This window comes from Bacillus sp. AK031 (assembly GCF_053903065.1).
In genome coordinates this window covers 1352752-1374759 of record NZ_CP096424.1, presented here as the reverse complement: position 1 = coordinate 1374759, position 22008 = coordinate 1352752, and the positions used below count along the sequence as shown (strand labels likewise).

The 22008-nt window shown below is 41.9% G+C and carries 25 protein-coding genes and 1 pseudogene; 2 read left to right on the top strand and 24 right to left on the bottom strand.

Annotated elements, in window-relative coordinates; all coding sequences use genetic code 11:
- Positions 1-10: 10 nt before the first annotated feature.
- The 17 genes from M1E09_RS06840 to spoIIIAA form a co-directional block, all read right to left on the bottom strand.
- On the bottom strand, positions 11-631 hold the full coding sequence (locus tag M1E09_RS06840) for a hypothetical protein (RefSeq protein ID WP_456274094.1): 621 nt from the start codon (positions 629-631) through the stop codon (positions 11-13).
- A gap of 714 nt (positions 632-1345) precedes the next feature.
- Positions 1346-2236 (bottom strand): polyprenyl synthetase family protein, encoded by an 891-nt coding sequence (locus M1E09_RS06835; RefSeq protein ID WP_456274093.1) that lies wholly within the window; start codon positions 2234-2236, stop codon positions 1346-1348.
- On the bottom strand, positions 2233-2469 hold the full coding sequence (gene xseB / locus M1E09_RS06830) for an exodeoxyribonuclease VII small subunit (RefSeq protein ID WP_456274092.1): 237 nt from the start codon (positions 2467-2469) through the stop codon (positions 2233-2235). Before xseB ends, M1E09_RS06835 begins: the two co-directional genes overlap by 4 nt.
- A complete protein-coding gene (gene xseA / locus M1E09_RS06825; RefSeq protein ID WP_456274091.1) occupies positions 2469-3824 on the bottom strand; it encodes an exodeoxyribonuclease VII large subunit in 1356 nt (451 codons plus the stop codon). Before xseA ends, xseB begins: the two co-directional genes overlap by 1 nt.
- Positions 3825-4098: 274 nt before the next feature.
- Complete coding sequence (gene folD, locus M1E09_RS06820; RefSeq protein WP_456274090.1) at positions 4099-4956, bottom strand: bifunctional methylenetetrahydrofolate dehydrogenase/methenyltetrahydrofolate cyclohydrolase FolD; 858 nt, start codon at positions 4954-4956, stop codon at positions 4099-4101.
- A 20-nt stretch (positions 4957-4976) separates the two neighbouring features.
- Complete coding sequence (gene nusB / locus M1E09_RS06815; RefSeq protein WP_456274089.1) at positions 4977-5369, bottom strand: transcription antitermination factor NusB; 393 nt, start codon at positions 5367-5369, stop codon at positions 4977-4979.
- Between the two features lie 326 nt (positions 5370-5695).
- Entirely contained in the window at positions 5696-6115 is a 420-nt protein-coding gene (locus M1E09_RS06810) for an Asp23/Gls24 family envelope stress response protein (protein WP_456274088.1), read from the bottom strand.
- Between the two features lie 58 nt (positions 6116-6173).
- Positions 6174-7526, bottom strand: coding sequence for an acetyl-CoA carboxylase biotin carboxylase subunit (gene accC / locus M1E09_RS06805; protein ID WP_456274087.1), 1353 nt, complete (start codon positions 7524-7526; stop codon positions 6174-6176).
- 15 nt (positions 7527-7541) lie between these two features.
- Entirely contained in the window at positions 7542-8054 is a 513-nt protein-coding gene (gene accB, locus M1E09_RS06800; RefSeq protein WP_456274086.1) for an acetyl-CoA carboxylase biotin carboxyl carrier protein, read from the bottom strand.
- A 403-nt stretch (positions 8055-8457) separates the two neighbouring features.
- The gene (locus M1E09_RS06795) at positions 8458-9018 is read right to left on the bottom strand and encodes a SpoIIIAH-like family protein (protein WP_456274085.1); all 561 of its coding nucleotides are present in this window, start codon (positions 9016-9018) and stop codon (positions 8458-8460) included.
- 13 nt (positions 9019-9031) lie between these two features.
- Positions 9032-9688 (bottom strand): stage III sporulation protein AG, encoded by a 657-nt coding sequence (gene spoIIIAG, locus M1E09_RS06790; RefSeq protein WP_456274084.1) that lies wholly within the window; start codon positions 9686-9688, stop codon positions 9032-9034.
- Positions 9678-10289: a stage III sporulation protein AF gene (gene spoIIIAF, locus M1E09_RS06785; RefSeq protein ID WP_456274083.1), complete on the bottom strand. Its 612-nt coding sequence runs from the start codon at positions 10287-10289 to the stop codon at positions 9678-9680. Before spoIIIAF ends, spoIIIAG begins: the two co-directional genes overlap by 11 nt.
- Before the next feature lie 11 nt (positions 10290-10300).
- Positions 10301-11494 (bottom strand): stage III sporulation protein AE, encoded by a 1194-nt coding sequence (gene spoIIIAE, locus M1E09_RS06780; protein ID WP_456274082.1) that lies wholly within the window; start codon positions 11492-11494, stop codon positions 10301-10303.
- 31 nt (positions 11495-11525) lie between these two features.
- Positions 11526-11918 carry a stage III sporulation protein AD gene (gene spoIIIAD / locus M1E09_RS06775; RefSeq protein ID WP_456274922.1) on the bottom strand — a complete coding sequence of 131 codons (393 nt, stop codon included), beginning with the start codon at positions 11916-11918 and terminating at the stop codon, positions 11526-11528.
- Between the two features lie 15 nt (positions 11919-11933).
- Positions 11934-12140, bottom strand: coding sequence for a stage III sporulation protein AC (spoIIIAC, locus tag M1E09_RS06770; protein WP_006838772.1), 207 nt, complete (start codon positions 12138-12140; stop codon positions 11934-11936).
- A gap of 18 nt (positions 12141-12158) precedes the next feature.
- Positions 12159-12674 carry a stage III sporulation protein SpoIIIAB gene (gene spoIIIAB, locus M1E09_RS06765; protein WP_456274081.1) on the bottom strand — a complete coding sequence of 172 codons (516 nt, stop codon included), beginning with the start codon at positions 12672-12674 and terminating at the stop codon, positions 12159-12161.
- Positions 12675-13598: a stage III sporulation protein AA gene (spoIIIAA, locus tag M1E09_RS06760; RefSeq protein WP_456274080.1), complete on the bottom strand. Its 924-nt coding sequence runs from the start codon at positions 13596-13598 to the stop codon at positions 12675-12677.
- A 297-nt stretch (positions 13599-13895) separates the two neighbouring features.
- On the opposite strand from spoIIIAA, the gene M1E09_RS06755 reads away from it, so the two are divergent.
- Positions 13896-14330 carry a hypothetical protein gene (locus M1E09_RS06755; protein WP_456274079.1) on the top strand — a complete coding sequence of 145 codons (435 nt, stop codon included), beginning with the start codon at positions 13896-13898 and terminating at the stop codon, positions 14328-14330.
- A gap of 197 nt (positions 14331-14527) precedes the next feature.
- On the opposite strand, the gene efp is transcribed toward M1E09_RS06755, so the two are convergent.
- The 4 genes from efp to M1E09_RS06735 all read right to left on the bottom strand — a co-directional run bounded on the left by efp (position 14528) and on the right by M1E09_RS06735 (position 17287).
- Positions 14528-15085 (bottom strand): elongation factor P, encoded by a 558-nt coding sequence (gene efp / locus M1E09_RS06750; protein ID WP_456274078.1) that lies wholly within the window; start codon positions 15083-15085, stop codon positions 14528-14530.
- A 76-nt stretch (positions 15086-15161) separates the two neighbouring features.
- Entirely contained in the window at positions 15162-16223 is a 1062-nt protein-coding gene (locus M1E09_RS06745) for a M24 family metallopeptidase (protein ID WP_456274077.1), read from the bottom strand.
- Positions 16216-16671, bottom strand: a complete 456-nt coding sequence (gene aroQ, locus M1E09_RS06740; RefSeq protein ID WP_456274076.1) for a type II 3-dehydroquinate dehydratase — start codon at positions 16669-16671, stop codon at positions 16216-16218. Before aroQ ends, M1E09_RS06745 begins: the two co-directional genes overlap by 8 nt.
- 76 nt (positions 16672-16747) lie before the next feature.
- Positions 16748-17287 (bottom strand): YqhR family membrane protein, encoded by a 540-nt coding sequence (locus M1E09_RS06735; protein WP_456274075.1) that lies wholly within the window; start codon positions 17285-17287, stop codon positions 16748-16750.
- Between the two features lie 332 nt (positions 17288-17619).
- Between M1E09_RS06735 and M1E09_RS06730 the strand changes: the two genes are divergently transcribed.
- On the top strand, positions 17620-17979 hold the full coding sequence (locus M1E09_RS06730) for an SA1362 family protein (RefSeq protein ID WP_456274074.1): 360 nt from the start codon (positions 17620-17622) through the stop codon (positions 17977-17979).
- 34 nt (positions 17980-18013) lie between these two features.
- Here M1E09_RS06730 and M1E09_RS06725 read toward each other — a convergent pair whose 3' ends face one another.
- From M1E09_RS06725 to M1E09_RS06715, 3 genes and pseudogenes are all read right to left on the bottom strand, one after another.
- Positions 18014-18898 carry a patatin-like phospholipase family protein gene (locus tag M1E09_RS06725; protein WP_456274073.1) on the bottom strand — a complete coding sequence of 295 codons (885 nt, stop codon included), beginning with the start codon at positions 18896-18898 and terminating at the stop codon, positions 18014-18016.
- A 103-nt stretch (positions 18899-19001) separates the two neighbouring features.
- Positions 19002-20771, bottom strand: a pseudogene (locus tag M1E09_RS06720) (vitamin B12-dependent ribonucleotide reductase); the annotation flags it as partial.
- Positions 20772-20982: 211 nt separating this feature from the next.
- Positions 20983-21891, bottom strand: a complete 909-nt coding sequence (locus M1E09_RS06715; protein ID WP_456274072.1) for an endonuclease domain-containing protein — start codon at positions 21889-21891, stop codon at positions 20983-20985.
- Between the last annotated feature and the right edge of the window lie 117 nt (positions 21892-22008).

Below are 22008 nucleotides of genomic sequence, written 5' to 3'. Positions count from 1 at the left end.
ACTTTCATAACTAAATGTTTTGTTTCAATTTTTCTCGCTTTTTTCGTTTTTTGTCTTTTTTATCCTTAATAATGGTAATGTGAAATTTATCCTCAACAAATTGTAACACTTTTCCTACTTGAAAGATAATATCCTTGGAATATTGGATGGCCAGCGTTTTGCCAAGCGCTTTCCCCCCCACTGTCAATGCAGCAATCAAACTGGTTAAAAGTACGTTAAATGCATACTCGACAGGAGAGCCGTTGTTTATTTGTAAATCAAGGGTAAGGCCGATAAGAACAATCGCTGCAGCTGCACCGCTTATTATACCGGATATATCTCCAATTACGTCATTACAGAAGCTGGCAAACCTGTCTGCATTCCGGACAATCCTGATTGAATGTTTTGCACCGTAAACCTTTTTGGCAGCCATAGCATGAAAAGGGGTTTCATCTGCAGCTGTAGCAGCTATCCCAAGCATATCAAAAAAGATACCTATGAAAACAATGATAAGCACGACCATCAGGCCGATCACCCAGGTAACCTCATTTAATATCAAATTAGAAAAAATTGAAAAAAGAGCCGCTAACACAAACGTGATAACGGCAATGCTAATACTCCATTTTATTGAGTTTTTCATTACGTCCTTCATCAGGCAGTTACACGCACCGTTTCTCTATAGTAATCTATGTTATGGTATTCAAATTCAAATTATGTAAAGGGATGGTCATATATTAAGTAAAAATTGCAGCTTAGGTCCAGTAGGTTTTCCCAATCAGATACCGGATGTCGCCATACCGGCGGTTTCCCTTTAAACCCGACTTAACTGTGTCACCAGCAGTTAGACTGGATTACCACTTAGTCCGCACTATAATCCTCAATATATGTCTCAAACGGGAACAGTCTAGGAGTTTTCCTCAGCAACCTTTAACCATGTTCTTAGCCTCTTTTGCAAAGTGGATTTCATATGGGCGAAAAAGCACATATCAATGGCCAACTGATGTGTACCTTGTAACCATAATCCCCTCACACTTCACTCAAGGCAGGCTACGCTGCTAGCGGCTGTCGCCGCATCGCAGGTCTATACTCCGTTCTATTGCTCATGCATTGTGCCGGCCTAGAAACGGAACCTCCGCGGCGCAAGGGTCAACGCCCACATGCCATTGTGGATCGCCCTTGCGCCTTACTCCCAGCTTCGACCCAAGGCTGGGCGCCTCAAGCCGAAACAAGGAACTTCATCGATGTGCCCTTTAGTGGATTTTTAGGCCCACCTTCAGAACTGGTAGGTTGACTAGAATACTGCACCATCCCTATTAAGTTTAAAATAATTATACCACGAAATCTGCACTTACTCAAATGGGGCAAATTAATGATCTCTTGTTGCAATCATATCAGCAATCTCCATTAATATCCCAGTATCGAGGTCAGAAGCAGCAAGGGCATCTTTGCTGCTTTGAAGGTGGCTTTGCAGCTTTTCCTTTGCTCCATCCAGTGTCAATAGAGCTGGATAAGTGCTTTTGAATTTATTCTGGTCGCTGCCTACAGGCTTTCCGATTTTATCCTGATTCCCTTCAATATCCAGGATGTCATCCTGGATCTGAAAGGCAAGTCCGATATGGAAAGCATACTCTTCAAGAAGTTCTAATTGCTTTTCAGTCGCATCCGCCAAAATAGCTCCTGCCGCCACACTGAATGCGAGCAGTTTCCCCGTTTTATTCTTATGGATATATTCAAGTTCTTCCACACTGAGTTTCTGGTTTTCACCTTCCATGTCTGCAACCTGCCCCCCGACCATACCTTCAGGGCCAGCACATTTGGCCAGAAGACTTACAAGTTTAAGTACTTTTTTGGAATCAGTTTCTTCAGTGCCTGCTATCACTTCAAAGCTGTATGTAAGCAGTCCGTCACCTGCGAGGATTGCCATCGCTTCACCAAAGACTTTATGATTGGTAGGCTTTCCTCTTCTCAAATCATCATTATCCATGCTCGGCAGGTCATCATGGATCAATGAATAGGTATGAACCATTTCAAGTGCAGCCGCGGCCTTAAGGCCCGTTTCAGGTTTCTTTCCAAAAGCTTGAAGCGTTGCAAATAAAAGGACAGGCCTTATTCTTTTTCCGCCGGCTTTTAATGAATATGCCATTGCTTCCTTCACCTTCTCAGGTGCATCAAGCTTTTCTACGACCCGGTCTAACTCGGCTTCAACCAGGCCTTTAGAAGCTGCCGTAAATTCAGCTAAAGTTTGAGAGGGGCTCACGAATTATCCTCCTCAGACAAAGAGAATTCTTTTTCTCCTTCATCAGTCATCAACTTGGTCATTTGTTTCTCTGCATGTTTCAATGTATCATGGCAGTACTTCGATAATTCTACTCCCTTTTGATACTGCTGAAGGGCCTCCTCTAAAGGAACCTCTCCTTCCTCAAGCCTTTGCACGATAACCTCCAGCTTTTCCATTGCTTGTTCAAATGACAATTTTTTCTCTTCAGCCATTAATTTTCACTCTCCTCAATAGTATCTATATGACAATGAAGCTTTCCGTCCTGAAGATGTACTGTTACCCTTTCTCCTTCCCTGACAGAACTCTTTGTTTTGACCAGCTTCTCCCCCTCGGAATATACCAAGCTGTATCCCCTGTCCATTATTTTAAGCGGGCTCAAAGCTTCAAGTGTTGAGATATTTCTCCTGAAATCATTCTGCTTCTGCTTCAGGATCATGGAAAAGTTCGCCTGAAGCTGTTTAGTCCCGCGAAGATACTGTTCGTTTTTCCTTTCCCATAATTTCATAGGATGCATTCTTTGTAAATTGGATTCCAAATGCTTTAGCTTGTCACTATTCGTTTGCATTCTTTGCAACTGTGTCCGGTTTAACTGATCTGTCAGATGGTCGACTGCTTCAATTTTTTGCTCATACAGGCGCCGGGGATTTCTAAAAATAATTGACGTGCTTACACTTCTCAGTCTTGCCATCTCACTGTTCAGTCTTGCTTTCATTCCTCTTAGCAACATGATCTTTCTGCTTAAGATCCTTTCCAAGAGCTCATCTATATGGGGAACAGCTAATTCTGCTGCGGCCGTTGGCGTTGGCGCCCTCATATCAGCAGTAAAATCCGCGATTGTAAAGTCCGTTTCATGCCCTACTGCCGAAATGATGGGGATGGCTGATTGAGATATGGCAAGCGCTACTATTTCTTCATTAAAAGCCCACAATTCTTCTATCGAGCCCCCTCCTCTTCCGACAATCAGGACATCGATTTCTTTATTTTGGTTGGCTTTCTTTATGCAATCCGCTATCGACTTTGAAGCTCTTTCCCCTTGCACTAAAGCTGGATATACTAAAATTTCTCCGACTGGATACCGGCGGCTGATGGTTGTAATGATATCTCTGACTGCAGCTCCTGTCGGGGAAGTAATAACCCCGATTTTCCGGGGGAATCTCGGCAGTTCCCTCTTTCTCTCTTCATCAAAAAGCCCTTGCTTCTCGAGCTTTTCCTTTAATTGTTGAAAAGCCAGAAACAGATCTCCTATTCCATCCGGCTGCATTTCTTTAACATAAATCTGATACTGTCCCCCTGACTCATAGACAGAGAGATCTCCCCTTACGAGCACATTCATCCCGTTTTCAGGATTGAATTTCATTGAAGCATTCGCCGAAGCAAACATCACTGCAAGAATCCGTGCTCTGTCATCCTTCAATGTGAAATACATGTGGCCGCTGGAGTGTCTCTTGAAATTCGATATCTCACCTTTCACATAGACTCCGGACAAGTGAGGGTCTTTATCGAACTTTCTCTTAATGTATTTGGTTAATGCTTGTATTGTCAGGTACTGAGGTTGTTGATTATCCATCTAATCCTCTCCCATTTGTTTACACTTTCGCTAATCTTTGCATCTATCTTGGTCAGCTGCCCAGGGGCTTTTCATCCAGCCAAGATATCCACTCGTTATCTGAACACTTATATTATTAAGGATGTTTCAATGTCTTTTTCGGTATTAACAAGTATGTATTAAAAACGGAATAGCTAAACTTAACAAAAAGCTGCCTCCTTTTCTGGAATGCAGCCTGTTGGATTACTATTATTTTAACAAAAAAGTGCAGGGTGCACGTAGCAATGTATCTTTCTTATTGCTTCTTCATGTATTTTTTGGCAGCTTTAACCGTGTTATACATAAGCATCGTGATCGTCATTGGCCCCACTCCCCCGGGAACAGGAGTTATGTAACCTGCCGTTTCCCAGGCACTTTCAAAATCAATGTCACCGCACAGTTTATCATCTTCATCTCTGTTCATTCCCACATCTATCACAACTGCACCCGGTTTTATATCATCGCCATGTACAAGTTTCGCCTTTCCGGCTGCAGATATTATGATGTCAGCTTTTAAAGTATAGGCTGAAAGGCCTTCGGTTTTCGAATGACAATAAGTGACCGTTGCATTCTCTTTCAGCAGAAGCTGTCCGGCAGGTTTACCGACAATATTGCTGCGTCCGATGATTACAGCGTGCTTACCTGATACTGAAATATTTTCATATTGAAGCATTTTCATAATTCCATACGGGGTGCACGGAAGAAAGGCATCCTCACCAATCATCATTCTCCCAATGTTGACAGGATGAAATCCGTCTACATCCTTGGAAGGGTCGATTTGTTCAATTACTTTTTCAGTTTGAATTCCTTCCGGCAAAGGAAGCTGGACCAGAATGCCATGGATAGATACATCTTCATTTAGTTGCTGGATTTTTTCAAGCAATTCCTTTTCACTAACACTGTCGTCATACTCAACCAATACAGAATGAATGCCCATTTCTTCACACGTCCTGCGTTTCATCTTTACATATGTGTGAGAAGCGGAATTGTTACCGACTAAAATAACAGCAAGCCCCGGGACCAACCCTAGGGATTTTAAATGTTGGACTTCTCGAGAGATTGAGTCCCTATAGTGCCTGGCAATTTTCTTCCCATCAATAATTTTCGCGGGCATATAACTCCCCCTTACTTTCCTTACTGTTGGATAGCAGCATTCACTTTGGAAAGAACTCCATTAATGAACTTCCCTGATTGGTCGTCACCGTATGTTTTCGCGATTTCGATCGCTTCATTGATAACAACCTTATTCGGTACATCTTCTGCTTCCAATAATTCATAAACGGCTACGCGCATAATGTTTCTGTCCACTTTCGCCAACCTGTCAAACGACCATTTTTCAAGATTTTCACGAATGAGAGCATCGATCTTATCCTTGTTTTCTGTCGTTCCTTTTACAAGGTTATCCAAGTATTCATCGGAAGGTGATTCTTCATATACGTTTGTTAATGCCTCTTCGGCAGTCATTCCGGACATATCCATCTGAAATAATGCTTGTAAAGCTTTTTCACGTGCTGTACGTCTTTTCATTGCATAGTACTCCTTTAGTCTAATCAGATTTCATCATATCAATGATAATAGCATAACTGTACTGCACAAAGCACGCATTCACTAATAAAATCCGCTATTCTGAAAAATCAGCCGTAGGACAGGCAGTATCCGACACACATAAAACACTCTTTTTGTAAATGAACAAGGACCCTAGTAGTGATTCCCGCTCCAGGCGTGCGACTCCAATCAACCTTAATTCTTCACTGAAGCCAAATGGGTTTCTCTAATGATAAAGGGATTTATCCACTAATGTACATTTGCAACAAAAAAACCAAAGGCATCGCCTTTGGTTTCTTCATTAAGAATTATTCCTCATCAAATTCCGGCTCTGTCTTCTGGTTCTCAAACTGCACACCGACTACGTGGATGTTAACTTCGTCTGCTTCTAAAGCTGTCATATTCAGAAGTGCCTGCCTGATGTTATCCTGGATTTTTTGAGCTACATTTGGAATTGACACACCGAATTGCATAATGCAATAAACATCTACCTGGATACCCTCTTCCGCAAGTTCAACCTTGACGCCTTTGCCATGGTTTTTCTTGCCGAGCCTCTCAACGACACCGCTCGCAAAATTACCGCGCATTTGAGCGACACCCTCTACTTCTGATGCAGCAATCCCTGCTATTACTTCAATTACTTCGGGTGCTATTTCAATTTTACCTAAACCGTCGGTACCCTGTGACATTTGCAATAGGCTTTGGTTTTGGTTTTGATTTTCAGCCATGAATGTACACCTCCATTGATTTCGCCAATAGTTATGACTTATTATAACACAGCTTACACTAAGACTTCATTACCTCATATTTCTCAAGGAATTTCGTGTTGAAATCCCCGCTGACAAACGTTTCATGTTCGAGCACTTTCAAGTGAAACGGTATTGTCGTGTGGACTCCTTCAATGACAAATTCACTTAGGGCCCTTTTCATTCTGGCAATCGCTTCTTCTCTAGTCGCTCCATACGTGATCAACTTCGCAATCATTGAATCATAGTACGGCGGAATTACATATCCTGGGTAAGCTGCGGAGTCCACTCTGACCCCAAGGCCGCCAGGTGGCAGATACAAATCAATCTTACCAGCAGAAGGCATGAAATTCTTTTCAGGATTTTCAGCATTGATCCGGCATTCAATTGACCAGCCATTAAATTCGATATCTTGCTGCTTTAACGACAGTTTTTCACCGGAAGCAACTTTAATCTGTTCTTTTATAAGGTCAACACCTGTCACTTGTTCCGTAACGGGGTGTTCTACTTGAATTCGTGTATTCATTTCCATGAAGTAAAACTTATTGTTGACATGATCGAAAATGAATTCAACTGTGCCTGCGCCAGAATAATCAACTGCCTGTGCGGCTTTGACTGCCGCCTGTCCCATTTCAGCCCGCGTCTCTCCATCTAATGCTGGAGAAGGTGTTTCTTCGATTAGCTTTTGCAGGCGCCTTTGGATCGTACAATCCCTTTCACCCAAATGAATGACATTGCCAAAGTTGTCCCCAAGCACCTGAATTTCTACGTGCCTGAAATCTTCAATGAATTTTTCAATATAAACACCCGGATTGCCGAAAGCTGTTGCAGCTTCCTGCTGGGTGATATTTATGCCTTTGACAAGCTCCTGTTCTGTTTTGGCAACGCGAATCCCTTTACCGCCGCCGCCTGCTGTTGCTTTAATAATGACCGGATAGCCGATCTTCTCTGCTAATGAAACCGCTTCCTCTGCGTCTTTTACAATACCTTGAGAGCCCGGGACAATTGGTACTCCCGCTTCTCTCATTGTTTCCCTTGCAACATCCTTTGTCCCCATCTTGGAGATGGCTTCAGGCGAAGGACCGACAAAAGTGATATTGCATTCACGGCATAATTCCGCAAAGTCCGCATTTTCAGCAAGAAATCCATATCCCGGATGGATAGCATCACAATCAGTAAGCTTTGCCACACTGATGATGTTGGTGAAATTCAAATAACTGTCCTTGCTTGCTGTAGGCCCTATACAATAAGCCTCATCAGCCAGTTGTACATGAAGCGCTTCCTTGTCTGCCTCGGAATATACAGCAACACTTTCTATTCCCATTTCGCGGCAAGCGCGGATCACACGTACAGCTATTTCTCCTCTATTTGCGATTAACAGCTTTTTTATCATAAAATGATCGCTCCCTTATTCAGGCTTAACCAGGAATAGCGGCTGACCGTATTCAACCAATTGACCGTCTTTCACTAAGATTTCTACAATTTCACCTTTCACTTCTGCTTCGATTTCATTGAAAAGCTTCATTGCTTCAACAATACATACGACACTATCATCACTGACTTTGCTGCCTTGTTTTACATAGGCATCCTGGTCAGGTGAAGGAGATTGATAAAACGTACCGACCATCGGCGACACAATCTTATGAAGGTTTTCATCGGCAGCAGGTGCTGCAGAAGCCTCTTCTTTAACAGGCGCTTCGGCTTTTGGTGCCTGAACCGGTGCCTCCTGGACAGGTTTCGAAACAGTTTCTTCCGCTTTATGTACTTCATTTGTTTTGGCAGCTGCCTTTTCTTCTACATACGTGACAGCCTTATTTTTCTTCATTTTGATCTTTGAACCATCAAGTTCATATGAGAATTCATCAATGCTTGATTGATCAACAAGTTTAATCAACTCGCGTAATTCTTGAATCTTTAACATAATGACACCCCTTAGAGTAATTATCAAATTAGGACTAGCTACTAATATCATACGATAAGACCTTGTGAAAATTCAATATGATAATGAAACTAATCTTATTCACGTGAGGCCATCGGCGTATTGAGCGCTAAAATAATTTGTCCCCTTTCTATTGTAAGCTTCTTTTTCATTTTTTTAAAGTTTCTGTGAAAGCGATTTCGAATTTTAAACTTTTCACCATTCAATTACATAAAAAAACTCTTTCGCTCTTTTCGCAAATATTGTGGCTGGATAAAAAGAATTGATTTCCGCTCCAATCCCCCTTCGTTAATAAAAGCAGCAGTAAATTAGCCTTAAAAACAAAAATTTCTTAGAAAAGAAGCCGGCCCCCTTTATCAAGGAGTACCGGCTATTGTTGTTTTATTTAGTTGGCAGGCTGGAATTCAACCGCCACTTTTTGCATTGCACCAATTTCTTCGGTTACCAGACGGATAATCTTGTTCGCTTCAGAAGCGGAATGTTCTTTCGCCTTAACCGTTACGCGAACCTGTTCTCCATCTGCTCTCACCAGCGCATCTTCATATCCCATTGTTTTGATCAATGTTTCCAGGACCGTTTCAGTTGTCTCAAGCTCTTGCATTTGTTCCAATTGCTCATATGCAGCATTCTTTTCCTCGATGGAAAGGTCAGCTGAAGCTACTTTTGTTTCAAGCTCTTCAATGCTCTTGGAACGCTGGTCCATGAACTCCATACGCAGTGTTTCGAATACTTCGTCACCAGCTGCTTCGGTAACGATATCCATTTCACCTTCAGACACTGCTTCTTCATTTTGCTGTGCTGCCTCTTCCCCTTGAACTGCTTTATCACCTTCTACCGCAGCCATATCTGTGGCTTGCTGTGTCGGAGATGTAATGTAATACACCGATAAAACGATCACAAGGCTCAACATCGTCAATAACCATACTGTTTGCTTTTTCAATAACATATTTAAGTCCCCCTTAATTTTTAGGCATTACTGCTACACGGTGGCTCGGTACATCCAGAGCCCTTGTAACAGATTCAATGATCCATTTTTTCACTTGTATGTTATCAGCACCCTTGGCTACAACAAGAACGCCGCTGATTTTAGGCTTTTTAGTTTCAAGTAAGACGGGTACCTCCTTCTCACCATCATTGATGATCACAAGCTGTTCTTCCGAAGATTTGTCTTCAATTGAGCGGTTCCCACCTTCTCGATCTGTTTCTTTGGTCAATTGTGACTGAGAGGAGTTGTCTTTCTCATACACTTTTCGTTCTGTGGATTCCACGTTGACGACAATGGTTGTGTCACTTACCCCCGCTATTTGTTCGAGTGCTTCTTTCAGCTGATTTTCATACCGGTCCTCGTACTCTTTCATTACTGGATCCTTTGATTCTTTGTTTCCAAAAGCCGGCACTTCGTCTTCAGCTGTCTCGGTTTCCGATTTCATCACCAGTGATGCCTCTTGGTTTTTACTGCCCCACATATCACTGATGAGCATGAAGGCCACTCCGAACAACAGGACTATCAAGAAGTAATGGAACTTGCCTGGCTTCTTATCAGGCTGATGAGTCTCATCCCGTTCTTTCATGAAAAGGTTTTTGAGCATGGTGAGCGGACCTTTATCAGATTTCATCTCTTTCTACTGCACCTCCTTCGATCATAATCACTAGTTTGTCCCTGGAGATATTCCACTTCTCTGAAAGCATGCTGCCTATTTCTTTGGTGCTTTCATTTTGTGGAACACTTTTAGTAGTATCAATTTCTACTGGTTTAATTGCTGTGACTGCTTCTTCTTGGGAGGTATCCAACACGATGGAAACTGACATAATGCTTTCCGGTAGATTTTCAAGGTCTTCCGCTTCGAGCTCTATGTGTTTAACACTCAATCCATATTGTTCTATCATCTCCTTTTCTACATCATCTTTCATTTGGACAGCCATCTGTTCTAAAATATATGCACGTTGTGAGGCTTGTATTTCTTTTTTCTTCATTTCTATTAAATTTTCTACAGAAGCTGTTTGCACTGGACCATCCAAATTGATCTCAGCTATCGCTTCTTCAAAATCCGATGACAACAATTTCATGATCGGCGTCAGGATAATCATGATTAGAAGCAGCCCTGTAACGATCTTCGTATATTTCTGCATATTCGAACTGGGGAGAAGCATATCAATGACACTTGCCAGCAGGACGAACACGATGATATTTGTTATCCATTCTGTTAAAAAAGACATCTTCTCCCCCCTTACCTGACCATTAAAGTAATATTTCCGGCTGCAATCATGATGGTTATGCTGAGAAAAAACATGAACGAAACAATGGCAAGTGCAGCAAATACATAAATGACGCTTTTACTGATCGTATCGAGACAGGTGATGACCGGGCCTCCGCCAAGCGGCTGCAGCAAAGCTGCGGCAAGTTTGTAAATTAAAGCAATCATCAGTATTTTCATCGCAGGGAATGCCGCAATCATCAAAAGAATGGCAACCCCTGCGATTCCCACTGTATTTTTTAACAGGACCGATGCACTAATCACCGTGTCGGCTGCATCCGTGAACATCCTTCCGATTACCGGGACAAAATTCCCTGTAACGAACTTGGCTGTCCGGACGGTAATCCCGTCTGTCACTGCTGCTGTTGCTCCTTGTACCGAGATGACCCCGAGGAAGACTGTCATGAAGATTCCAAGGAGGCCGATACTCCAGTTCCTTAACAAATTCGCCAGCTGAGTTACCTTGTACTGTGGTGACAAGGTGCTGACTATACTTAACAATGCAGAAAGGAATAAAAGTGGAAGTACAATATTCTGTATAAGGAGTCCGCTTGTATTCATCAGGAAAATGATTACCGGATGAAAGAAAGCGGCAGATATCAGCCCGCCGGATGAAGCAATCAGTGCCAATAGCAACGGTATCAGCGCAATGATGAAGTTGATCATGGTGCCAATGGCTTCTTTTGTATAATCGATCGCCACATGAAAGCTGTTGAGAGCGATGATGATCAGAACCATAAAGACAATCGCATAGGCTACTTTACTGACATTTCCTCCTTCAAAGGAGTTTTGCAGAGATTGTAAAAACATACTGAATATCGTAAGGAGAATAAGTGTTCCGAGCAGCTTCCCATTCATGATCAGTTCCTGGAAGGCAAAATGGAACATCCCGGTGAACCATGCTTTGAAGGAGAACTGCTTGTCCCCTTTTATAAAATCGATTAAGCTCCCTTTTTGGCTTTCCGGCAAGAAACCCCCATACTGCGTGGTGATATCTTCCCAATACATTTTCAATTCATCGATTTCCAACCTCTCAAGCTGTTCGTTCAGCATCTTTTCACCAATCTGGGTATTCTCGTTTGCGTCTTCTCCTTCTGCTTGTACGGTGACTGTTCCAAAGATAAAGAGTAGTAATATACAACAAATGATTTGCAATAAATGACGCACTATTTTCACCCCTGAAGGCAGCTGCTCTTTCTTAAACGTTAGGGATCATGTTAATGATCGTTTCTATGATGACAGTCAAGATCGGCACTGCCATTGCTAATATAAGAATTTTCCCGGCTAATTCCACCTTTGCTGCCAATGCCCCCTGCCCGGCATCCTTCGTGATATGCGAGGCAAATTCAGCAATATAGGCAATTCCTATAATTTTCAAGATTGTTTCAACGTATATCATGTTGATGTTTGCGTTAGCCGCAAGCTTTTCAATCATACGGATAATTTCATAAATCTGGTCGACGAGGAAAAGAAAAATGGCACATCCGACAAAAACAACAAGCAAAAAAGCAAAATTTGGTTTTTGTTCCTTAATAATCAAGGCGAGGAAGGTCGATACGAGTGCAATACCAACTACTTGTATGATTTCAATGGCCTATTCCCCCTTTCACCCTTGGAACAGGAACACTGATTTGATTTTTTGAAATAAATCATCAACGATAGATGCAACCATAAACAGAATGTAAATAAAACCGAACAATGTTACCCATTGTGCATATTCTTTCTTTCCTACCTGGTCCAGAATGGTGTGAAGAAAGGCGACTACAATCCCGACACCTGCAATCTTGAAGATAATATCAACATCAATTCCCATCGTTTCCCCTCCTGATCATTACAGCAATAAAATGATGAGAAGCAGGCCTGAAAGAAACCCTAAACTTTTCGTCATTTTTTCATATCTCTTTTGCTTTTCGAGTGCTTCTGTCTCTTCTTGTTCCAAATGCGTAAGTGTCAGCAAAATATGTTTCTGCTGGGTCAGCCTGTCGTGCTTCCCTAGGCTTTCCCCGAACTGTGCCAGAATTTCATATTCTCTTGATTTGAAGGCCGTCAGCTTCCATACCTCTTTCAGACTGGATTCCCATGCTTCATTTACGGTTGTTTCTTCTGTCGTAATCTTCTGGGCAAATACTTCAAAAAACCATGCCACAGGACGCTGAAGCTGCTTAGAAAGCTTGCGTGCGGCCTCATGCAGCGGGGTATGCCCATACATTATCTCAGCTTCCAATGCTTGAAGAGCAGACTTTAATATCCTTAACTGTCTCGGCCTCTCGCTCAAATGCCTTGAAGCCTCAAAACCTGCCCACGAAGTCGAAAGAATAATAAAAACCGCACCGATGATTTTAATCATTTATGTCACGCTCACTTTTTCCAGCAGTGAAATTCCCGCTTGATTTCTTACATTCTTGATTAAACCGGGATTTTCTCCTCGAGATAATTCAATGAACCTTTCTACAACATTCATATCGATAATTCTCTTTAAAAACGGACGCTTTGCGATATCTTCCAATGAATGTCCATGAGTGGTCATGACCAGCGAAATCCCCGCATTTACAGCTTCCAGTATGGCTTGGCCATCTTCCTGCCGGCCAATTTCATCCACGATGATGACATCAGGGCTCATCGAGCGGATAAGCATCATCATGCCCTCCGCTTTAGGACAAGCATCCAGAACATCCACTCTGGGTCCAAATTGAAGCTGCGGCACTCCGTGGACACAGCCGGCAATCTCAGACCGTTCATCTACAACTCCCACTTTAAAAGGGGGTATGTTTTTCTCATGAATTCCAGTCGAGATGATTCTTGCAATATCCCTCAACAAGGTTGTTTTACCAGTCTGCGGAGCTCCGATGATCATGGTGTGTTTCCAACGGGAATCATACAAATACGGTGTAAGCTGCGCCCCGATTCCAATGGCTTCCCTGGCCACCCTTATATTGAAGGAAGCTAAGTGCCTGATCGCTTTCACTTTTCCGTCCTCCAGGATGACTTTACCGGCAAGTCCAACCCGATGGCCCCCCTCGATAGTTATATAACCTCTTTTCAACTCTTCTTCCAGCGTATAAAACGAATGGTTCGCCAGCTTGCTAATCAGCTGATCACCATCTTTCTTTGTCACAACATAGGGAAGAAAATAAGGAATGCCTCTGGCTGTCACTTCCAGGGGCCTGTCGATCCGGATTCTTATTTCTTCTATCAGCGGTTGAATATGGGCTGGCATTGCTCTGATTTTTTCGGCGATGATTGATGGAACGATTGATAGAATCTCTTCCATATTCCCTCCTCCTCATTTTGCTGGCAGAACGTACTAGCTTATCTGGTTCAAATGTACATGCCTTTTGTTATTAAAATGTATTCGTGGATTGCAAGAATATGACTTTATTTATCGGAGAGGGGATTAAGATGGGAGAATGAGGGGACTGCTTAATTTTGTTTGGAAATCACTGAGGTGATATTTCAATTGGTTTGAATTATCTGCAGCATTATGAGAAATGGATTTTTAGTTTTTTATGGTTTTTGAGATGAGAAGGGAGGGGGGGAATACCACCTGCTTTGTCTTTGCTGGCATCAGATGTCTTATATAGCTTGGTTATTTACCACCTACTTTGGTTTTCCTGGTATCAGCTGGCTTATACAGCTTGGTTATTTACCATCTGCTTTCGTTTTCCTGCCATCAGATGGTCTTTACGGCTTGGTTTTCTGCCATCTGATTTGGTTTTCCTGCCGGCAGATGGTCTTTATTGCTTGGTTATTTATCACCTGCTTTCGTTTTCCTCGCATCAGATGGTCTTTATTGGCTTGGTTATTTACCACCTGCTTGTTCTTTCCTGCCATCAGATGGTCTTTACGGCTTGGTTATCTACCATCTGCTTTGGTTTTCCTCACATCAGTTGGTCTTTACGGCTTGGTTATCTGCCATCTGATTCGATTTTCCTCACATCAGATGGTCTTTATTGCTTGTTTTCTGCCACCTGCTTGTTCTCTTAATAAGTTAGATGGTTTTTAAGGCCGGATTATTCACCATCCACTGGTCTTTCCTTAACATCAAATGGTTCTTACATGCCCGATTATTCACCACCTATGATATAGTCTATTTAGTCCCATCAAGAACCAAGGGTACATAAGAAGTGTTGGCCATCGTTTTCTTCCAAAAAACAAAAAAAGCTGAAAGGCCTGAGGCCTTCAGCTTTTGATCAATCAGTATTATCCACGGGAAACATAAGATCCGTCAGTTGTATTGATTACAAGAACGTCTCCTTCATTTACGAAGAAAGGAACGTTTACAGTCAATCCTGTCTCAACAGTAGCCGGCTTAGATCCGCCTGAAGCAGTATCGCCTTTGATACCAGGCTCCGTTTCTGTAACCGTCAATTCAACTGTGTTTGGCAGTTCAACCCCAAGTGTCTCACCTTGGTACATCATGATTTGAACTTCCATGTTTTCTTTCAAGAACTTCAGCTCATATTCAATCGCAGAAGCATTTAGTTCGATTTGCTCATAAGACTCTGTGTCCATGAAAACATGCATATCTCCATTTGCATAAAGATATTGCATTTTGCGGTTGTCTATTTGAGCCTTGCCCACTTTTTCGCCTGCACGGAACGTTTTTTCTTGAATAGCCCCGTTACGCAGGTTTCTTAATTTCGAGCGTACGAATGCTGCTCCTTTACCCGGTTTAACGTGCTGGAAATCCATTACGCGCCAAATACCGTTGTCTACCTCGATTGTAAGGCCTGTACGAAAATCGTTTACTGAAATCATGAATGTTCCTCCTAATTTTGAATAGCCGAAGAATGACTATTTTAATGCATCTGTTCTTTCTTGCGGCAAAAATATATTAAAGAATAATTAACTCTTTAGTTGAATGTGTAAGCGTTTCATTACCGTTTTCAGTGATTAATGTATCATCTTCAATACGAACTCCGCCGACACCTTGTACATAGATTCCCGGCTCAACTGTTACGATCATGCCAGGTTTTAACACTGTTTCAGAAAGGTGTGACAATCCTGGTCCTTCGTGAACCTCCAGCCCGATACCATGTCCAAGAGAATGGCCGAAGTATTCGCCATATCCTTTTTCCTTAATGTAATCTCTGGAAATCGCGTCCGCTTGTGCACCTGTCATGCCAGGTTTGATTTCTTCCATAGCCTTAAGCTGTGACTGAAGCACAACATCGTAGATTTCTTTCAGTTTTTCAGAAGGCTCACCTACAGAAATCGTTCTTGTCATATCTGAACAATATCCGTTGTAATAAGCTCCGTAATCAAGTGTGATGAAGTCACCTTTTTCAATGACTTTGTCACTTGCCACACCATGTGGAAGAGCAGAACGAAGTCCTGATGCAACAATGATATCGAAAGAAGAAGAAGTTGCACCTGCTTTTCTCATGAAGAATTCAAGCTCATTGGATACTTCCAATTCTGTTTTCCCAGGTTTGATAAAGTCAAGGATATGTTTGAATGCAGCATCTGCGATATCTGCAGCATCTTTGATGATTTTTAATTCCGCTTCCGTTTTTACCAAACGAAGATCTTCAATAAGACCGCTTACAGGAACCAGCTCAGCATCAACCTTGCTGCGGTAGCTTTCAAAAGCAGAGTAAGTCATATAGTTTTTTTCAAATCCAAGCTTTTTGATTCCAAGCTTTTCGACCTGAGTCGCAACTTCATTAGGGATAGGCCCTTTATGCTGAATTATTTCAAACCCTTTAGCCTGTTCTGCAGCTTGCTCTGTATAGCGGAAATCCGTGATGAATAAAGCGCTGTCTGCAGTTATGATGGCTACTCCGGAAGATCCTGTAAAACCAGTCATATAACGGCGGTTGTATTGGCTTGTAATCAGTATACCATCAATATTGTTCTCAGAAAATTTCTCTCTTAATTTATCAAGTTTACTCATTTTCTTCATCTCCCTTTTGTTTTTTTATAAGAGCTTGCAGGGCGAGTTCATAGCCGAAAAGACCAAGACCGACAATCTGACCGTACGATACTTCCGCAAGGACAGAATGATGCCTGAATGGCTCTCGTTTATGAACATTGGAAATATGAACCTCAATCACGGGAAGATCGACACTGGCTACTGCATCTCTTATTGCATAGCTGTAATGTGTAAATGCACCGGGGTTGAAAATAATCCCGGAAAATCCCTCATCCTCAGCCCAATGAATAGAATCGATAAGCTCGCCTTCATGATTCGATTGTTCCGCCTTCAATTCATAACCTGCCGATAAGGCTGTTTTCTTCATTCTGATTTCAAGCTCACTTAAAGTAGTTTTTCCATAAATGTCCGGTTCTCTCTTTCCTAAGCGGTTAAGGTTAGGACCATTAAGCAGAAGAATTTTGTACATATGTATTCACCCATAAAAATAGAATGTTCAACATGAACATTCTAACACAAACTAATTGACAAACCTACTACATTGTCTAAACTCCTTCATTCCTGACCTGCTCTTTCTCATGTTGATGACGGAGCTCGTTTTCTTCGTAAGAAATAGAGTATCCGATAAACACTCCATATAAAATATAAAGGCATGCTGATGTAATCAATGTATTATAGTCCGTATCTGTCAAGGCTTTCATACTTGGGAAAAGCGGATTCAGCACCAGGAAAACAACCAGCATCAATGCCAGCCCGTATCCGGCACCCACCCACATCGACTTCAGCTTTCTTAGAGCAGCATAGTATAAAAGTGCAACACCGATCGAGATCAGGCCATAGGCAATAATCGAAATGACAATACCAAGCCAGGACTCTTTCCAGTCTCCGACAGCCCAAGGCTCCAGAATGATGTTCGGCTCAAGTTTGGTAAAGGAGAACATATAACAAATGTAGGCAATCCCGCTCCATAGCAGCCCGCCAGTGAATCCTGTCGTGACCACCATTCCAATAAATGACAGGGGTTTTTCCTGCTTATTCTGTTCCAATTCTTTATCTTGTGATGGTTTTTCTTCATTTGCAGACATCAAAACACCTCCTTTGGGTAGTATGTCCATTTACGTAAAAGTATTTCATATCCATCCCATATTTAACTTTAAATTTCACTTCAACTCCCCATTTGGCAGAGTGGGCCATTTTTTAGTAGAATTAGGATGAATTTGATTTTCGCTGCAGGCGTTAGACCCCACTTGAGAATAATATCTACAATTGAATTTACTGTACGGTCTTTCATTCGCTTCCAAGTAAAGGTAAATGTGTAAAATAAAACAGAAACACGGTTAAAAAGAAGAAAAATAGTCTAAAATATATATAAAGGCGTTTTGTGCTCTTATTTTCATTTCCAAGGGAGGTGACCTTCTTGAATGCTCGTATCATAATTACAGGAGCTGTTATTCTTTTAGCCTCTGTCGGATTGGTGTCCACACTGATGGGAGATCCACTTGCTCTTCTTCAAAGAATCCTCATTTTTGCTGCTATCGCAGGAGTAATCTATTTTATATTCCGGAAAGTGGTTATGGGTGGAAAGGGCAAAAATAAAGATCAAAAAGCCTTCGTGAAGGCGGCAAGACAATCTAAGAAGCGGTTTAATAAGAAAACAGCGGCAACAAAAGCAAGCGCACCAAATCCATTCCGCAAAAAATCCTACCGTAAAAAGTCTCAGGCAAATTTGACAGTAATTGAAGGTAAAAAAAATAGAAAAAATCGAGCATCTCTCTAGCTCGATTTTTTTATTTCCCTATAAAGTTTTCCCGCTAATAACTCCAGCTTTGCAGGAAAGATTTCGCTTCATTATAGCCATAGTCCGCTAGTTCTTTTTTCTTCTCTTCTGTCAATTGGAACTCTGTGGTAAGGACACCTTCTGTAGGAATAAAGATGATGTTAGTCGAATGCTTCCTTGAAATATATCTTGAATCATGTGCATCTTTCATTGTTTGAAACAAGGCATCATACAAATCTATCGCATTATTTATTTCGTTTTTCGGCCTTTCCTGGATATTGTGGCTAAGCTTTATACCCAGCACCGGTCTCAATTTTTTCGTATTCTCTTTATCAAAAAGCCACATGGGAAAGTTGCTCAAAACCCCTCCATCCACGACAAGACTCAGTCCATCCAGAGACCTTAACCGGACCGGTTCAAAAAAATAGGGCAGGCTGGCACTCATTCTGATTGCTTTGGCCACCGGGAAAGTCTCTTTGGCAATGCCGTATTTTTCGAGGTCATCCGGCAGTACCATCAGGCGTCCATTTGAAAGGTCGGATGCTATGACCCTTAATGCGCCTGGAGGTAAATCGGCAAAGGTATAAATTCCTCTCACCCGCAACTTCTCTTCAATCCATCGTTCAAGTGCATCACCCTTATACAGACCGAGTTTCCAATATACTTTGATCCACCGTGCAAATGGAATTGAGGATAGCAAAGTACTTTTATCCAATAAATCTGTCAAGTCAATTTCGTCCATGATATTCATCAGCGTTTCACTCTTGTAGCCAGCTGCAATAAAACCTGCAATTATGGCTCCCGCGCTGGTTCCCGCCAGCCGTTTGAACTTCAGACCTTTTTCTTCGATTGCCTGATAGGCTCCAATAAGGGCAAGCCCTTTGATTCCACCACCTGAAAATACACCATCGATGTTCATGGAACCATCTCCTTCGAAGTTTCCTTATTACATCTTTAATTCAATTCGAAGGATTTTAGAATAAAAAAATAGAAGGGGAATTAATTTCCCCTTCTGAGTTATATCATAGTCCGCACTTCAACTGGGCCCCACAGTTCGTACATGTATTGCATCCGCCCATATCTTTTACCGTTCCTTTTCGGCAGACTGGGCAAGTGTTTCCAACTTCTGAGCCGATCGTGACATCTGTAGATCTTACATCTTGAATTGTATCGACAAGAACAACCGGCTTTTTGCTTTGTGATATTGGCTGCTCTGACTCCTCTTCCTCAAAGCTGTTTTCTTCTGCTTTAAGAGTAAGAACCTGTGAATCCCGGCTGCCGTCAACATAAACCGTTCCACCTTTTGCTCCGCCTTTATAAAGCCTTTCATAGACACCTTCAACCTGGTCAACTGAATAGCCTCGCGGCGCATTCACCGTTTTAGAGATGGAACTGTCGATCCAGCGCTGAATGACACACTGAACATCTGCATGTGCTTCAGGAGCAAGTTCCATTGATGATACAAACCACTCCGGAAGGGAATCCGGATCCACTTCAGGGTTGCGGTCAAGATACTCTTGAACAATTTCAGCTTTCACTTCAATAAATTTCCCTAACCTGCCGCTTCTATAGTAAGTAAAGGAGAAGTATGGCTCAAGACCGGTTGCCACACCCACCATCGTGCCGGTGCTTCCTGTCGGTGCAACGGTAAGCAGGTGGGAGTTGCGAATACCATTTTCCAGGATCGATTGCCTTACATCTTCAGGCATTTTACTCATATACCCTGTATTGATGAAGGCTTCCCTAAGACGATTCGTTTCTTCTTTTGTTTCCCCTTGGAGGAATGGGAAGCTGCCTTTTTCCTTTGACAGCTCAACCGATGTACGATACGCCGTCACGGCAATCGTTTCAAACACTTCATCTACTAGTTGGTTTCCTTCTTCAGAACCATATTCTTTTTCACAGTAGATCAACAGATCAGCAAGACCCATTACCCCAAGACCGACACGGCGTTCACCAAGTGCCTGCTTTTTGTTTTGCTCAAGGAAGTAAGGAGTAGCGTCAATGACGTTATCCTGCATGCGTACGCCTACTTCAACTGTCTTCTTCAGTTTTTCAAAATCGACCGTTTTACTTTCTTTGTCAGCAAATTCTGCAAGGTTCACTGCAGCGAGGTTGCAGACGGAAAATGGCGCGAGTGGCTGCTCACCACAAGGGTTCGTTGCAACAACTTTCTGTCCGTATGCTTTGGCATTTGTCATATCGTTCGCATTATCGATAAAGAAGATGCCAGGCTCTGCAGAATACGTTGCACATACATTAATCAGGTTCCATAACTCTTTTGCCCGCATTTTTCTGTAAGTGCGGACTTTGTATCCCATTTCTTCCCACTCGCGGACATCGCCCACTTCCTGCCATTTTTCATTATAGAATTTCATTTCTTCCTCATCATATTTCTCTACATCAGGGAAGCGCAGGCTGTATTCAGTATCATTTTCTACAGCCTCCATAAAGTCACTTGTCAGGCAGACGGAAATATTCGCACCTGTTAGAAACTCTGGGTTATGAACAGAGTAGGTCCCCCCCGTTCTCAGCTTCTCTTCAGCATCCTTAAAGATCTTTTCAGAAAAACCGCCGAATCCCGGGATCTGCTTATAATTGATGATTCCCTGGTACATATCTTTTTCCTGTTCGGTAAGCGGAGTAAATTTCAATTTATCTTTTGCCGCTTTTTTAATTTGTTCATCTTCTGTGTTTTCCAGTAGATAACGCAAAATACGCGGGTTCTGCATTTTGGAAATGATAAATTCGATGATATCCGGGTGCCAATCTGACAACATGATCATTTGGGCCAATTCGTTACGTTGAATCGCTACATCAACTCTCTAAGTCACCTTAGAGTTCAGACCATATCTTACACTCTCTAGAGTGCCCTCGCACTTGGGAATCGCTTGATTCCTACTCTACTCGCTTCCGCTGATTACAACGTGCTTTCGATGGTCGTTGAACCTTCTCCATTTTAAAGGAGCTTGGCTGCTGATTGTCTTTTTCAACTTACTGTTTTTAAGCATTCACGTTTGCCGTTTCCAGCTGCGTTGTAGCCAGTAAGTTATTTATGATGTGTTTTACATAATCAAAATTATTGAGTATGTCATCTTCCCAGAAACGTGTAATTTGATATCCATTCCTTTGAGCAATCTCATTTTTTTCTAAGTCGATTTGGCTTCTTTCTTTTTGCCAATCTTTCGGTTCTGGATAAAACTTAGGATTAGCATGCCAGTAATCTCCATCGCATTCAATAATAATTTGATATTCAACAAGCAAAAAGTCAAATTGCCTTTTTTGAAGAATGAATGAGTACTTGTAATTAACATTCAATTTCTTAAGGTACTTCTCGATAATGTATTCTATCTTTGTTTTTTGAAAGACTTGATCTTCCATTTGCCTTAAGGTAGCTTGTCGAATCTTTTCTATGGTTTCTTCACTGTAGATACCAGTCTTGCCACTATTCCATGAGGGAGTTCCGTTTTCTTTTCGAGTTATCGCAGTCTTAGATATGATGTTATGAAAGTGTTGAAGCCTCTTTTCTTCATCCATTGACTCGTGCCAAGTTTTTGCCAATCTGCTTTTGAAAAGCTTATGGCAATCCTCACTGCAAGTCTTTACTCTTAGATCTTCTTTTTCGAATTCTTTTGAGCAAACTTCACACTCTCTTAACCGGCTTAGGCGCCGTCCACATCCTGTGCTACAGTATTTATTAGGTTTACCCCTTCTAAGCTGCACAATACCGTTGCACGTATCATTGAAGCATTCTAGGTCATCCTCAGTATAATAATAGCTAATCAAGTAATCTTTCAATGTTAAACCATGTTCATTTTTTATATGCGATGTGAATCGTCCTTGTTTATTATGAGAAATTTCAAATCCACAAATCTTACACATTTGAGAATCCTTTGCATCATATGGTTTCATGTCATTCACCCTCACGTTTGTTTATATCTTAATATACCATTTAGGATGACAAACATAACACGATACCATTAAAGAGTTTCCAGCAATTCACGAGGTTTATTTAAAGACGAGGCACTT